Source organism: Pantoea sp. X-Soil-ISGK-275, from assembly GCF_059730795.1.
Map to the genome: position 1 here is coordinate 983,409 of NZ_AP035976.1, position 14,419 is coordinate 997,827.

A 14,419-nucleotide genomic window follows, 5' to 3' on the forward strand; every position below is an offset into this window, starting at 1 on the left:
GCGCGGAGCGGTAGTTCAGTTGGTTAGAATACCTGCCTGTCACGCAGGGGGTCGCGGGTTCGAGCCCCGTCCGTTCCGCCAATCTATTTAAAGAAGCCGATGCAGAAATGCATCGGCTTTTTGCTTTTTCCAAACCGGCGTAGGGTCGCCATTCATGGCGACCATTACCAACTTAATCCTCCTGCACCGCCACCGTCGCGCGATACGCCGCCACAGACTCTTCGCGATCAGCACGCGCCAGCCAGCGATAGCAGCCTGCACCCAGCGCCACGCCAATAAACCAGCTAAAGTTCGCCACCGCATGCAGTGAAGGAATAAAGCTGATCACCAGACAAATGCCCACCGACGGCAGCAGCGCAGCAATTGCTTTCGGGTTGAAGCCGCCGTGATACCAGTAACGGCCTTTCGGCGTGTCATCAAACAGATCATCAACGTAGACTTTGCTGCGTTTAATCAGATAGAAATCAGCAATCAGGATGCCGAACAGCGGCCCAATAAACGAGCCGAGCACATCCAGCGTGTAGTGAATCAGTTCTGGCGACTGGAACAGGTTCCACGGCGTCAGTAACACCGATCCGACCGCAGCTATCATGCCACCAGTGCGGAAGCTGATTTTCTGTGGTGAGCAGTTAGAGAAGTCGAACGCTGGCGAGACAAAGTTCGCCACGATGTTAATGCCGATAGTGGCGATAATCATGGTCAGCAGGCCAATCGCCACCGCCACGTCGTTACCCACCATGCTGACGGTTTCAATCGGATCGGTGATCATTCTGCCGAACAGTGATTGCGTACCCGACACGATTACCACGGTCACAATTGAGAACAGCAGGAAGTTGAACGGTAAGCCCCAGCGGTTGCCGCGACGAATTTCGCCCATGCTTTTGCCATAGCGTGAGAAGTCACCAAAATTCAACAGCGGACCGGAGAAGTAGGAGACCACCAGCGCGGTGGCGGTGATCATCTGCCAGGTTTGCTCGCCGGTGCTCAACTGCTTGCTGGCCAGCGTGAAGGAGATACCGTCAAAACCGGTTTTGTATACAATCCAGCCCGCCAGCGCCACCATCACCACATACACCGCCGGACCGGCGACATCGATAAAGCGTTTGATCGCGCTCATGCCGTGCCAGAACACCATCGCCTGCAGCAACCACATCACGCCGAAACAGCACCAGCCCAGCTGTGATAAGCCGAGCCAGCTGCTTTGCGTCATGCTGCTCAGGGTGGGGAAGAACTTCAGCAGCACCAGCATCAGCGCGTTGGCCGCCAGATAAGTCTGGATGCCGTACCACGCGAAAGCGATCAGCCCGCGAATAATCGCCGGGATATTCGCGCCGAACACACCAAAGGCCTGGCGCGAAATTACCGCGTAGGGCACGCCCGCCATCTGGCTCGGTTTGGCCACCAGATTGGCACATAGCTGCACAATGCAGATGCCCACTAACAAGCACAGCAGCACCTGCCAGCTCGCCAGTCCAAGGGTAAAGAAGCTGGCGGCCACCACATAGCCGCCCATGCTGTGCACGTCCGACATCCAGAAAGAAAAGATGTTGTACCACGACCAGTTCTGGTCGCGCGTCGGCGCCAGATCTTCATTACACAGGCGTGGACTGTATTGCGCGTTGGCTTCAGAGGCCACCGCAGAGGTCACTTCAGAATGATTTGGCATGAAACCTGCTCCTCTCTACATCATGGAATAATAATCACAGCGTGAAACGGTATTGCAGGATCCAGGCCAGAATTGATTTCTTGTATACAAAAATTTAATTTCACGTATACGATGTGCAACACACAGTCACTTACCGGAGCAGGTAATGAAGAGTGAAACAGGCCAGAAAACGGCTGCCGATCTGAACGATCGCGATGAACCTATCTATCAGGCGCTGCTGACCGCCATCGTTGAGCATCAGTTGCCGCCGGGCAGTAAATTGCCGGAAGAAGCGTTATCAGAGGTCTTCGGCGTGAGCCGCACCGGCATCCGCAAGGTGCTGCAACGCCTCGCCGCGGTGCAAATGATCACCTTGTCGCCCCGACGTGGTGCACAGGTGGCGACGCCGGGCGTTGATGAAGCCCGCGACATCTTTGCCACCCGCAGTTTATTAGAATGCGCCAATCTGCCGGCGGTGCTGAGCCACGTGCAGGCGCCACACTTAGCGGCACTCGGCGTGCTAATTGAAGAAGAGCAGCAAGCACACGACCAGCACGATGGTGCCGCCGCGATTCGTCTCTCGGCCGCTTTTCATATTCAGCTGCAAGCGATCTCCGGAAACGAAGTGCTCACCGATATGGTGACGCGCCTGACGCAGCGTTCGTCGCTGGTCATTGCCGCTTACGGTGCACCGTGGCAGCGCGGCTGCCGTTGCGATCATCACGATCGGCTGGTGGATCTGCTGCGGCAAAAAGATCTGCCGGCGCTGACGGCGGCGCTGCAGCATCACTTCGAACACATTGTTGCCAGCCTGCACTTTGAGCGCAGCGGCGAAACCTTGCCTGATTTCACCCGATTATTTGCCGGTAACAAAGGAGCGGCATCATGAGCCTGATTCAGGTTATCAATCCCAACACCAGCTTAGCGATGACGGAAACCATTGGCGCCGCCGCGCGCGCCGTCGCCGCACCGGGCACCGAGATTCTGGCGGTGTGTCCAACGCACGGTGTAGAGTCGATTGAAGGCCATTTTGATGAAGCCATCGCGGCAATTGGTGTGCTGGAGCAGGTGAAGCGCGGCAAAGCGCAAGGCGTGAGCGGTCATATCATTGCCTGCTTCGGCGATCCGGGATTGCTGGCGGCGCGTGAACTGGCGAGCGGACCGGTGATTGGCATCGCGGAAGCGGCCATGCACACCGCCACGCTGGTGGCGACGCGCTTTTCGATTGTCACCACCTTGCCGCGTACGCTGGTGATAGCGCGCCATCTGCTGCAGCAATATGGCTTCACTCACCATTGTGCTGCGCTGCACGTCATCGATCTGCCGGTGCTGGCGCTAGAAGACGGCAGCGGCGTGGCGCAGGAGAAAGTCCGTCAGCGCTGCATGCAGGCCAAACGTGAAGATGGCAGCGGTGCGATTGTATTGGGCTGCGGCGGCATGGCCACGCTGGCGCAGGATCTCACCAAAGAGCTGGGCATGCCGGTGATCGACGGCGTCAGCGCCGCAGTAAAAATGGTGGAGTCGCTGGTGGCGTTAGGCTTTGGCACCAGCAAGCACGGCGATCTCGATTATCCCCTCGAAAAACCGCTCAGTGGAGCCTTTCAGCACCTAAACTAACCACTGGTTGAGCGACAGGAACTTACAGAATGAATGATGTATCTGGAAAGAAAGAGTACAGCTTCAACAAAAACTATCCACGCGATCTGATCGGCTATGCCGGCAACCCGCCGCATGCGCAGTGGCCGGGCAAAGCGCGCGTCGCGGTGCAGTTTGTTCTTAATTACGAAGAGGGTGCCGAGAACAACGTGTTGCATGGCGACGCCGGTTCCGAGCAGTTTCTTTCCGATATTATCGGTGCGGCCAGCTACGCCGATCGTCATATGTCGATGGATTCGCTGTATGAATACGGCTCGCGTGCCGGTTTCTGGCGTATTCACAATGAGTTTCAAAAGCGCGGTTTGCCGCTAACGGTATTTGGCGTGGCGATGGCGCTGGCGCGGCAACCGGAGATCGTCGAAGCGATTAAAGCGGCGGATTATGACGTGGTGAGTCACGGCTGGCGCTGGATCCACTATCAGGCGATGGATGCCAAAACCGAGCGCCAGCACATGCAACAGGCGGTGGACGTGTTAACCGATCTGTTCGGCAAAGCGCCAACCGGCTGGTACACCGGCCGCGACAGCCCAAACACCCGACGTTTGGTGGTTGAGCAGGGCGGCTTTAGCTATGACAGCGACTATTACGGCGACGATTTACCGTTCTGGACGCAGGTCACTTGTCAGGACGGCACGGTCAAACCGCATCTCATCATCCCTTACACGCTGGAGTGCAACGACATGCGCTTCGCCTCGCCGCAGGGCTTCAACACGGCGGAGCAGTTCTTTACCTATCTGCGCGACACCTTTGATGTGCTGTACGAAGAGGGCGAAACCGCACCGAAGATGATGTCGATTGGCATGCACTGTCGTTTGCTGGGACGTCCGGGAAAATTCCGTGGCTTGCAGCGCTTCCTCGATCACATTCAGCAGCATGAAGATGTGTGGGTGTGTACGCGGCAGCAGATCGCCGATCACTGGATCGAAACGCATCCGGCACCGAGCGCTTAGCCCCTCATCCCAACCTTCTCCCGCCCCGATTCAACAAATCGCACCACCTAATCATTCCCTCTCCCGCCTGCGGGAGAGGGCTAGGGTGAGGGACAAACCGCACCCAACTTAACTCATCAAACTCACCTGCGCCGCGACAATCCGCCAGCCGCACGGCAATCGCACCCATGTCTGCTGCTGGCGTCCAATCTTCTCGACACCTTCACGCGTAAACTCGGTGCTGCACACCGCATAGTCATCGCCAAAAGTGGTAATCACCGTATTACGTAACTCGCGCTCCAACCCTTTCGACGTACGCGCCGCGCGAAAAGCGCGAATCTCATCAATGCCATACAGATTCTCGCCCGCGCCCAAACGCACGGTGCGTTTGTCGTGCCAGAACAGTTCATCCAGCACTTCAACGTCATTGCTGATCAGCGCCTGCTCGTAGCGGCAAAAGGCGGCGGTAACTTCGGCGAGCACTGCCGGGCGATCGATATGTTCAGGTGTCATCTTCAGGCGTCCATTAAGGTGGTTTGTGGCAGCGTCAGCCCTTGCTGTTGCAGCGCCCAGGCGGCGCGAAGTGCCAGATGTTCTTTAAACGGTGCGGCGATCAGCTGTAAACCAATCGGCAAGCCGCTGGTGGTTTGCAGCGGCACGGTGCAGACCGGTAAGCCGAGGAACGAAATCGGCTGGGTCAGCATGCCCATGCTGGCGCGTGTCGGTAAATGCTGGCCGTTGATGTGAATGGTTTCCTGGCCGATGGTGGTGGCGGTGCAGGGCGTGGCGGGCGCAATCAGCACATCGAACTGCTCAAACAGCGGCAGCACCTGCTGCTGGAAGTGACGGCGGAAACGCTGCGCCTGCACGTACCACGCCGAGGGCAGCATCGCACCGGCCAGCAAGCGTTCACGCGAGTTGGGCTCGAACTGCTCGGGCTGCGTGCGCAGCATCGGCAAGTAGTGATTTCCGCCTTCTGCGGCGGTCATGATAAAGGCCGCCGAACGGGCGATCTCTGCATTCGGTAAGGTTACTTCGTCGATGGCCTGCAGCGCCTTAGCCGCAACGGCCACGGCGGCACGCGCGTCACCGCTGCACCAGGTTGAGAAGAAGCCGCCGAGTACCGCGCTGCGCACGCCTTCTGCGCCCTTGCTTAGTCCCGTGCTGACTGGCGCAACGGGCTGCGCGGCCTGGAAGGCATCGCTGGCATCGGCACCTTGCAAGGTGTCGTACACCAGGCTCAAATCTTCAACCGAACGGGCGAATGGGCCGATGTGATCGAGGCTGGCGACAAACGGATGGCTGCCGCTACGCGACAGGCGGCCAAAGGTCGGTTTCAGACCGAAGATGCCGCACAGCGAAGCCGGCACGCGGATTGAGCCGTTGGTGTCGGTGCCGAGCGAGAAGTGCACTAAACCCGCCGCCACCGCCGCTGCCGAACCGCCGGACGATCCGCCCGCTACGCGGGTTAAATCGCGCGGATTGTGCGTCGCGCCGTAATGGGTGTTTTCGGTGGTAAAGCCGTACGCGTAGGCATCCATATTCAGCATGCCGGAGAGCAGCGCGCCAGACTGACGCAGTTTGCTCACCGCCCATGCATCCTCGCGTGCCGCCGCGCGTTCGCTGAACATGCTGGCTCCGGCTAAGGTGCTGTGTCCGGCGACATCAAACAGGTTTTTCACCGCGTAAGGTATGCCAGCCAATGGCGGCAAGGTTTCGCCGCGCTGGCGCTGTTGATCAATCTGATCGGCTTCGCGCAGCATGCGCTGGCCGGTGACTTCGGTCCAGGCGTTGATCGCCGGATTATGTTGTTCAATCGCCGCTAGCGTATGTTGTGCGATATCGCGGGCGCTGATCTCGCCCTGGCTCAGCGCCTGTTGCAAAGCGTTAATCGATAAAGACGACAGTTTCATGGATGAAAGACTCCCGCCACTTCCAGCCGATCGTCGAGCGGCAGCGCCATCAGCGGCTCGGCCATCGCGGCGATGCGGTTGAACTGTGTCAGCAGCTCGGTGCGACGCGCATCATCCAGCTCCAGCGCCAGAATCTGCTCCATTTGGGCGATATAGGTGGCCCAGTCCGGTTGTGAACTCATCAATAATCTCCGTTAGAAACCGGCGGCACTGCCGTTGCTGCGCGGATCGAACGCGCCTTCCAGCATGCCGTTGTTGTGTCTGACGATCGCGCCTGCATGGCCGACCACTTCACTGAAATCGGGCAGCAGTTCAACCTCATGGCCGAGTGCGCGCAGCTGCTGCACCGTTTCCGGTGCGATGCGCGCTTCGAGCTTAAGCGAATCGGATGATTGTCCCCACGTGCGACCCAGCAGCCAGCGCGGTGCGCTCACCGCCTGTTGCAGCGGACGCCCCTGAATCACGTGACGGGTGAATATCGCTGCCTGGGTTTGTGGTTGACCGTCGCCGCCCATCGAACCGTACACCATGGTGCGACCATCTTTGAGGCGCGCGGCGGCGGGATTAAGCGTGTGGAACGGCTGTTTGCCCGGCTGCAGCGCCAGCAAATGGTCGGGTTGCAGGCTGAAAGCCGCACCGCGGTTTTGCCAGGTGATGCCGGTGCCAGGCAGCACCACGCCGCTGCCGAATTCGTGATAGACGCTCTGGATAAACGAAACGGCCAGCCCGCTGCTGTCCATCACGCCCATCCACACGGTATCGCCCGGTCCGCGTCCTGTGCCCCACGCAGCGGCTTGGTGATCATCCACCTGCGCCGCCAGCGTGCTGAGATGTTCAGCATCCAGCAGGCTCTGCACATCAATGTCGATGTGGCGCGGATCGGTGATGTGCTTGTCGCGCAGCGCAAAGGCTTTTTTGGTGGCTTCGACGATGCGGTGCACGGTTTGTGCTTCATTGGCGTCAGCCATATTGAGCCGATCGGTAATGCCGAGGATCGCCAGCGACACCAAACCCTGCGTTGGTGGCGTCATGTTCCAGATATCGCCTTCACTGTGCGCCAGATGCAGCGGCGTGCAGCGGCGGGCTTTATGCGTCTGCAAATCTTCCAGCGTGATTGGCATCCCCAGCGCGCTCATTTCGCGCGCCAGATGGTGCGCCAGTTCACCGCGATAAAAACTCTCGAGTCCGTGATCGCACAGCATGCTGAGTGTGTTCGCCAGCGCCGGTTGGGTGAAGCGGCTGCCTGCAATTGGCACGCTGCCGTCCGGTAAAAAGGTGGCGGCAAAACCGGGTTGATGCTGCAACTCGTGCTGTTTGGCGGCGGTAGCGGCGGCCTGCGAGGCGGTGACCGGAATGCCGTCGGCGGCATAGCGAATCGCATCGCGCAGCAAGCGGGTTAATGGCAGCGGCGTAGCGCCGAGTTCCTGCGCCAGCTTCAACGCTTCCTGCCAACCGCTCACGGTGCCCGCAACGGTTAAGGCGGCTTTGGGTCCGCGATGCGGAATATGCGTTTCGCCGTGATAGAAATCGAGATGTGCCAGTGAACCGGCCGCGCCGCTGGCGTCAATGGCGATGGGATCGCCGTTTGGCGGTACCACCAGCCAGAAGCCGTCGCCGCCCAAACCGTTCATGTGCGGGTAAACCACGGCGATAGTGGCAGCGGCGGCCACCATCGCTTCCAGCGCATTGCCGCCTTCGCGCAGCACCGCTAAGGCGCTTTCGCTGGCGAGATGATGTGGCGTAACGGCCATGCCTAACGGCGCCATGTTGCTCTGTATCATAGTGAACTCTTTTTCTGGGTACGTGGTTAATAGGAAGCAAGAGCTGTTCCAGTTTTGGTCGGACACCAATCTGGATCGATTTATGCTAGCTTGTGGTGAAACGAAAGTTACAGGACCGATGATGAAACAACTTGATGAACGCCTTCGTAGTCACTATCCGCAACTGTCGCCGCAGGAGCAGCGCATTGCCGACTTCGTGTTTGACCATTTTGATGACCTGATCAGCTACAACAGCGCCGAGCTGGCGCGGCTGAGCGGTGTGTCGAAGGCGACGGTTAGCCGTTTGTTCAAGCGTCTCGGTTACGAGAAATATAAGGACATGCGCGACGAGCTGCGCATCCTGCGCCAGAGCGGCATGCCGCTCACCGACAACCGCGATGCGGTGCAGGGCAACACCTTGTTGTCGCGCCACTATAAGCAGGAGATGGCCAACCTGACGCAGTGGGTCAACAGCATCGATCCACAGCAGTTTGGCGAGGTGATTAGCGCGCTGGGCGCGGCAAAACGGGTATTTATCATCGGCATGCGTAACGCCTATCCGGTGGCGCTGCACCTGCGTCAGCAGCTGATGCAGGCGCGTCCACAGGTGCATGTGCTGCCGCAGCCGGGTCAGACGCTGGGCGAAGAGCTAGTGGATATCACGCCCGACGATATCGTGGTGGTGATGGCGTTTCGCCGCCGACCACGCATTATTCGTCCGCTGATGCAGCAACTGCAGCAGAACAACATTCCCGTGCTGGCGCTGTGTGAGCCGCAGGCGCAGGGCATTATCACGCTGGCGCGCTGGCAGCTTTGCGCACCGCTCGACAGCGTTTCAGCCTTTGATAGCTACGCCTCCGCCATGAGTCTGGTTAACCTGCTGGCGAATGCGTTGCTGCATGAAATGTTGTCGCAGGGCCGTCAGCGCATCCATCAAATTGCCGATCTTTATCAACATCTCGACGAGCTGGAACACCGATAACGGGCGCCATCATGGTGCAATGCACTGTTTTTGATCGTTAATTCTAACGGGCGCGATGCCCGTTTTTGCTGCCTTCAACGCGGTAAATCCACGTTTTTTTCCCTTTCTTCTCCCGGCACTGCGGTTGGCACATTAGTTGCAGAATGATTCACTAAGAATCTTTTGTTTCACGTAAACTCACCGGGGTGCATAATGAAAAAAGTATTATTAGCGGTAGCGGGCGCGGCATTGCTGATGGCGCAGGTCGGGAGTGCGATGGCCGATCAGCTGCAGGATATCCAGAAGCGCGGCGTGATCCGCGTGGCGGTTCCGCAGGATTTCCCGCCGTTCGGTTCCGTGGGTACTGACCTGCAACCGCAGGGCTACGATATCGATATGGCGAAGTATCTCGCCAAACAGATGAAACTGAAGTTGCAGCTGGTGCCGGTTTCCAGCGCCAACCGCGTGCCGTATCTGCAGACCGATAAAGTCGATCTGGTGATCTCCAGCATGGGCAAGAACGCCGAGCGCGAAAAAGTGATCGATTTTACCCAAGCGTATGCGCCGTTCTTCCTTGGCGTATTTGGCCCGAAAGGTGAAACCCTGAAAGATGCGGCCGCGCTGAGCGGCAAATCCATCGGCGTCACGCGCGGTGCGGTAGAAGACATGGTGTTAAGCGATATCGCGCCGAAAGATGCCCAGGTGAAGCGTTATGAAGATAACAACACCACGCTGTCGGCTTATCTGTCGGGACAAGTGCAGTACGTTGCCACCGGTAACCTGGTTGTCGCCGCCATTGCGCGTCAGAACGCCGCGAAAGCACCGGTTGCCCAGTTCATGCTGAAAGATTCACCGTGCTACATCGGCCTGAAAAAAGATGAGCCGGCGCTAAAAGAGAAAGTGAATGCGCTGATTGAGCAGGGCATCAAAGACGGCACGCTCAACAAGCTGTCGGAAGAGTGGCTGAAAGCGCCGTTGCCAGCCAACCTCGGCGCATAAAGCATGGCGCAACTTAACTTTGCCGATCTCTGGCCGCACTGGCCAGAGTTGCTGGCCGGATTGTGGGTCACGGTTCAGATCACCGTGCTCGCCACCGTAGGCGGCGTCAGCCTCGGGATTCTCGGCGCGGCGCTGCGCAGCGGTAAACCGAGCTGGGCGAGCCGCATCTGGGGCGTGTATGTCGAGCTGATCCGCAATACGCCGTTTGTGGTGCAGCTGTTTTTTATCGTCTTTGGTTTGCCCAATCTGGGTCTGAAACTGACGGCGGGCGAAGCGGCGCTGCTGGCGATGTTGATTAACCTTGGCGCGTACAGCACCGAAATTATTCGCGCCGGGATTCAGGTGACGCCGCGCGGCCAGTGGGAAGCGGGGCGCGTGCTGGGATTAACCCGCACGCAAACCTTTATCCGCGTGGTGCTGCCGCCGTCGCTGCAGCGCATTTATCCGGCGCTGGTCAGCCAATGCATCATTGTGATGCTGGGTTCATCGGTGGTGTCGCAGGTGTCGTACGAAGAGTTGACCTTTGCCGCCAACCTGATTCAGTCGCGCACCTTTTTGAGTTTTGAAGTCTATTTCGTGACCACGCTGATCTATCTGGCGTTGTCGATCGCCATGCGCCAACTGCTGCTGGCGCTGGGACGTAAATGGTTGGGAGCGCAGCCGGCATGATGACGCAATTTACCGACTGGGACATCCTGCGCAACCTGCTGCTGGCAGCGCGCTGGACAATTTTACTCTCGCTGGTGGCGTTTTTTGGCGGCACGCTGGTGACCTTACCGCTGCTGTTTATGCGCCTGTTGAAACGCAAATGGCCGATGCGCCTGGTGCGCGCGTACACCGAGCTGTTTCAGGGCACGCCGCTGCTGATGCAGCTGTTCCTCGCCTTCTTCGGCGTCGGCTTGTTCGGCATCGATGTGGCGCCATGGACCGCCGCCTCGCTGGCCTTAACGCTCTACACCAGCGCGTTTCTGGTGGATATCTGGTACGGCAGTATTCGCGCCCTGCCAAAAGGGCAGTGGGAAGCGTCGCGCTGTCTCGGCCTGACCTTTGGTCAAACGCTGTTTCGCGTGGTGGCGCCGCAGGCGATTCGTATCGCTATCGCGCCGACGGTTGGATTTGCCGTGCAGGTGATTAAAGGCACCGCGCTGGCTTCGATTATCGGTTTCGTCGAGCTCACCAAAGCCGGCACCATTTTGAATAACGTGACGTATGAGCCGTTCAAGGTGTTTGGCCTGGTGGCGCTCGGTTACTTCCTGATGTGTTATCCGCTGTCGCGTTACAGCCAGTACCTGGAGAAAAAATTCAATGCCGCTCATCACCATTAATCAGGTACAGAAGTACTACGGCGACAACCACGTCTTGAAAGGTGTCGATCTTGATGTCGATCACGGCGAAGTGATCTCGATTATCGGCCGCAGCGGATCGGGCAAAAGCACCTTGCTGCGCTGCATGAACGGGCTGGAAGGCTATCAGGAAGGCAGCATCAAACTCGGCGGCATGACGATTACCGACCGCGAATCGCAGGCGCGTGAAATCAGCCGTTCGGTCGGCATGGTGTTCCAGAACTTCAATCTGTTCCCGCACATGACGGCGCTGGAAAACGTGATGCTGGCACCGCGCCGCGTACTGAAGAAAAGCGAAGCCGGATGCCGTGAACTGGCGACGCAGATGCTGGAAAAAGTCGGCCTTGGTGAGCGCATCAATTACTACCCGGCCAATCTGTCTGGCGGTCAACAGCAGCGCGTGGCGATCGCCCGTGCGCTGGCGATGCAGCCCAAAGTTTTACTCTGTGATGAGATCACCTCCGCGCTCGATCCCGAGCTGGTCGGCGAAGTGCTGAAAGTGCTGGAGCAGCTGGCCGCCGAAGGCATGACGCTGATTCTCGTCACCCATGAAATGAACTTCGCCCGCGACGTGGGCGATCGCGTGGTCTTTATGCATCAGGGGCGCGTCTGGGAGCAGGGCGACAGCAAAACGCTGTTCGCCAATCCGCAAACCGCGGAGCTGAAGCAATTTATCTCCACGGTCCGCCTCTAAGTTTTCTTTAAGGAATACAACATGGATATCAGCCAATTTTCGCAAATTAATCCGCCACAGCGTCTGCTGATGGGACCGGGCCCGATCAACGCCGATCCGCGCGTGCTGCGCGCCATGTCGAGCCAGCTGATTGGCCAGTACGATCCGGCGATGACACACTACATGAACGAAGTGATGGCGCTGTACCGTGGCGTATTCCGCACTGAAAACCGCTGGACCATGCTGATCGACGGCACTTCACGCGCCGGTATCGAAGCGATCCTGCTGTCGGCGATCCGTCCGGGCGACAAAGTGCTGGTGCCAGTGTTTGGCCGTTTCGGTCATTTGCTGTGTGAAATCGCCCGCCGCTGCCGCGCGGAAGTGCACACCATCGAAGTGCCGTGGGGCGAAGTGTTTACGCCGGATCAAATCGAAGATGCGATCAAAAAAGTACAGCCGCGTCTGCTGCTGACGGTGCAGGGCGATACCTCGACCACCATGCTGCAGCCGCTGGAAGAGCTGGGCGCGATCTGCCAGAAATATGGCGTGCTGTTTTACACCGATGCCACCGCATCACTCGGCGGTAATGCGCTGGAAACCGATGCATGGGGCCTGGATGCGGTATCGGCTGGCATGCAGAAGTGCCTCGGCGGACCGTCCGGCACCTCGCCAATCACGCTGAGCCCGCAGATGGAAGCGGTAATCCGCAAACGTAAATGCGTGGAAGAGGGCATCCGCACCGCCGATCATCAGGATGGCGATGACGAGATGATCTACTCCAACTATTTCGATCTCGGCATGATCATGGATTACTGGGGCCCGGAGCGCCTCAATCACCACACCGAAGCCACCACCGCGCTGTTTGGCGCGCGTGAATGTGCGCGTCTGATGATGCAGGAAGGATTAGATAACGGCATCGCGCGCCATAAGCTGCACGGCGATGCGCTGCTGAAAGGCATTCAGGGCATGGGCCTCGAAACCTTCGGCGATCTGCAACACAAAATGAATAACGTGCTCGGCGTGGTGATCCCGCAGGGCGTGAATGGCGATCAGGTGCGCAAACTGGTGCTGGAAGATTTCGGTATCGAGATCGGTACTTCGTTTGGTCCGTTGCACGGCAAAGTGTGGCGCATTGGCACCATGGGTTATAACGCGCGTAAAGATTGCGTGATGATGACGTTAAGCGCGCTGGAAGCGGTGCTGAATCATGTTGGTTTCCGCACCACGCAAGGCGCAGCGATGCAGGCGGCGTGGGATCTTTACGGGAGCCACGCATGAATAAAAGCCTGATGACCGCCAGCGAGGCGCAGATCGCCGCCGCTCGCGTCATGGCGCGCTGTGATGCGCTGGCTGAGATCAGCGAAAGCGAAGATGGCCTGACGCGTGTTTATCTGTCGCCGGAACAGCTGCGTGCTAACGCGCGCGTCGGCGAATGGATGCAGGCCGCGGGCATGACGACCTGGCAGGATGCGGTGGGCAACATTTGCGGTCGCTACGAAGCGGCGCAGCCGGGCGCGCAGGCGCTGCTGCTTGGTTCGCATCTGGATACGGTGCGTAACGCCGGTCGCTACGACGGCATGCTCGGCGTGTTAAGCGCCATCGAAACCGTGCAGTGGCTGCACGATCGGCAGCAGCGTTTGCCGCTGGCGATTGAGATTGTCGGCTTCGGCGACGAAGAGGGCACGCGCTTCGGCATTACGCTGCTCGGCAGCCGTGGCTTGACCGGCAGCTGGCCGGAAAGCTGGGTGACGCACCCGGATGGCAACGGCATCACGGTGGCGGAAGCGATGCAGGATGTCGGTTTCGATGCGGCGAAAATTCTCGACGCGGCGCGTGATGTCAATGAGGTCGCCGCCTATCTGGAGCTGCATATCGAACAAGGTCCGTGCCTTGAGCAGGAAGATTTGGCGTTGGGTGTGGTGACGGCAATCAACGGCGCGCGTCGTCTGAATTGCAGTTTTATCGGTGAAGCCGGCCATGCGGGCACCGTGCCAATGACGCATCGCAAAGATGCGCTGGCCGCCGCCGCCGAGTGGATGGTGTTTATTGAACACACCACGCAGGAGCACGATCCGCAGCTGGTGGCGACCGTCGGCACGCTGAGCTGCTTGCCGGGCGCGGTCAACGTGATCCCTGGCGAAGTGCAGCTGTCGCTCGACGTGCGCGGTCCGCAGGATGAGCCGCTGGAACGTTTGCTCTCCACGCTGCTGACGCAGGCGCAGGCGATTGCGCTGCGTCGCGGCTTAACCTTCAGTTCCAACGTGTATTACCAGATTGCCGCCACCGCTTGTGATGCGCGCTTGCAGCAGGCGCTGAGCCACGCGGTGGAAACCGTGCAAGGGCGCAGCCTGTCGCTGCCGAGCGGCGCCGGACACGATGCAATTGCTATCGCCGAGCGCTGGCCGGTTGGCATGCTGTTTGTGCGCAACCATCGCGGCATCAGCCATCATCCGGCGGAATCGGTACAAACCGCTGATGTGGCGCTGGGCGTGCAGGCGTATCTGCAGGCGGTTTGCGACATTGCACGCGCTAAGGAATAA

At 59.0% G+C, this 14,419-nt stretch carries 15 protein-coding genes and 1 tRNA gene; 11 read left to right on the plus strand and 5 right to left on the minus strand.

What is annotated here, in order from left to right:
• Positions 1-4: 4 nt before the first annotated feature.
• Positions 5-81: transfer RNA gene (locus AC6I8A_RS04410), tRNA-Asp, on the plus strand.
• 91 nt (positions 82-172) lie between these two features.
• Here AC6I8A_RS04410 and AC6I8A_RS04415 read toward each other — a convergent pair.
• Positions 173-1,666, minus strand: a complete 1,494-nt coding sequence (locus tag AC6I8A_RS04415; protein ID WP_497818084.1) for an NCS1 family nucleobase:cation symporter-1 — start codon at positions 1,664-1,666, stop codon at positions 173-175.
• Between the two features lie 145 nt (positions 1,667-1,811).
• Between AC6I8A_RS04415 and AC6I8A_RS04420 the strand changes: the two genes are divergently transcribed.
• The 3 genes from AC6I8A_RS04420 to puuE are packed head-to-tail and all read left to right on the plus strand — an operon-like array spanning position 1,812 to position 4,251.
• Complete coding sequence (locus AC6I8A_RS04420) at positions 1,812-2,534, plus strand: GntR family transcriptional regulator (protein WP_265299970.1); 723 nt, start codon at positions 1,812-1,814, stop codon at positions 2,532-2,534.
• Positions 2,531-3,262: an allantoin racemase gene (gene hpxA / locus AC6I8A_RS04425; RefSeq protein ID WP_497818085.1), complete on the plus strand. Its 732-nt coding sequence runs from the start codon at positions 2,531-2,533 to the stop codon at positions 3,260-3,262. The genes AC6I8A_RS04420 and hpxA overlap by 4 nt, the downstream gene beginning before the upstream one ends.
• Before the next feature lie 29 nt (positions 3,263-3,291).
• A complete protein-coding gene (puuE, locus tag AC6I8A_RS04430; RefSeq protein WP_497818086.1) occupies positions 3,292-4,251 on the plus strand; it encodes an allantoinase PuuE in 960 nt (319 codons plus the stop codon).
• 108 nt (positions 4,252-4,359) lie between these two features.
• On the opposite strand, the gene hpxZ is transcribed toward puuE, so the two are convergent.
• Genes hpxZ through AC6I8A_RS04450 form a run of 4 tightly spaced genes read right to left on the minus strand, consistent with a single transcriptional unit; the run spans position 4,360 to position 7,924 of the window.
• Positions 4,360-4,743: an oxalurate catabolism protein HpxZ gene (gene hpxZ, locus AC6I8A_RS04435; RefSeq protein ID WP_497818087.1), complete on the minus strand. Its 384-nt coding sequence runs from the start codon at positions 4,741-4,743 to the stop codon at positions 4,360-4,362.
• Positions 4,744-4,745: 2 nt separating this feature from the next.
• On the minus strand, positions 4,746-6,143 hold the full coding sequence (locus AC6I8A_RS04440) for an AtzE family amidohydrolase (RefSeq protein WP_479486677.1): 1,398 nt from the start codon (positions 6,141-6,143) through the stop codon (positions 4,746-4,748).
• Positions 6,140-6,325, minus strand: coding sequence for an oxalurate catabolism protein HpxX (gene hpxX / locus AC6I8A_RS04445; protein ID WP_293793548.1), 186 nt, complete (start codon positions 6,323-6,325; stop codon positions 6,140-6,142). The genes AC6I8A_RS04440 and hpxX overlap by 4 nt, the downstream gene beginning before the upstream one ends.
• A 12-nt stretch (positions 6,326-6,337) precedes the next feature.
• Entirely contained in the window at positions 6,338-7,924 is a 1,587-nt protein-coding gene (locus AC6I8A_RS04450; protein ID WP_497818088.1) for a gamma-glutamyltransferase family protein, read from the minus strand.
• 121 nt (positions 7,925-8,045) lie between these two features.
• On the opposite strand from AC6I8A_RS04450, the gene hpxU reads away from it, so the two are divergent.
• The 7 genes from hpxU to hpxK all read left to right on the plus strand — a co-directional run bounded on the left by hpxU (position 8,046) and on the right by hpxK (position 14,419).
• Positions 8,046-8,885 (plus strand): MurR/RpiR family transcriptional regulator HpxU, encoded by an 840-nt coding sequence (gene hpxU, locus AC6I8A_RS04455; RefSeq protein WP_256698372.1) that lies wholly within the window; start codon positions 8,046-8,048, stop codon positions 8,883-8,885.
• Between the two features lie 192 nt (positions 8,886-9,077).
• Entirely contained in the window at positions 9,078-9,863 is a 786-nt protein-coding gene (locus tag AC6I8A_RS04460) for a transporter substrate-binding domain-containing protein (protein ID WP_008105226.1), read from the plus strand.
• A 3-nt stretch (positions 9,864-9,866) separates the two neighbouring features.
• Entirely contained in the window at positions 9,867-10,532 is a 666-nt protein-coding gene (locus AC6I8A_RS04465; protein ID WP_497818089.1) for an amino acid ABC transporter permease, read from the plus strand.
• Positions 10,532-11,188, plus strand: a complete 657-nt coding sequence (locus AC6I8A_RS04470; protein WP_097097590.1) for an amino acid ABC transporter permease — start codon at positions 10,532-10,534, stop codon at positions 11,186-11,188. The genes AC6I8A_RS04465 and AC6I8A_RS04470 overlap by 1 nt, the downstream gene beginning before the upstream one ends.
• Positions 11,169-11,900 carry an amino acid ABC transporter ATP-binding protein gene (locus AC6I8A_RS04475; protein WP_497818090.1) on the plus strand — a complete coding sequence of 244 codons (732 nt, stop codon included), beginning with the start codon at positions 11,169-11,171 and terminating at the stop codon, positions 11,898-11,900. Before AC6I8A_RS04470 ends, AC6I8A_RS04475 begins: the two co-directional genes overlap by 20 nt.
• A gap of 21 nt (positions 11,901-11,921) precedes the next feature.
• Positions 11,922-13,157 carry a pyridoxal-phosphate-dependent aminotransferase family protein gene (locus tag AC6I8A_RS04480; protein ID WP_497818091.1) on the plus strand — a complete coding sequence of 412 codons (1,236 nt, stop codon included), beginning with the start codon at positions 11,922-11,924 and terminating at the stop codon, positions 13,155-13,157.
• Positions 13,154-14,419, plus strand: a complete 1,266-nt coding sequence (gene hpxK / locus AC6I8A_RS04485; protein WP_497818092.1) for an allantoate amidohydrolase — start codon at positions 13,154-13,156, stop codon at positions 14,417-14,419. Before AC6I8A_RS04480 ends, hpxK begins: the two co-directional genes overlap by 4 nt.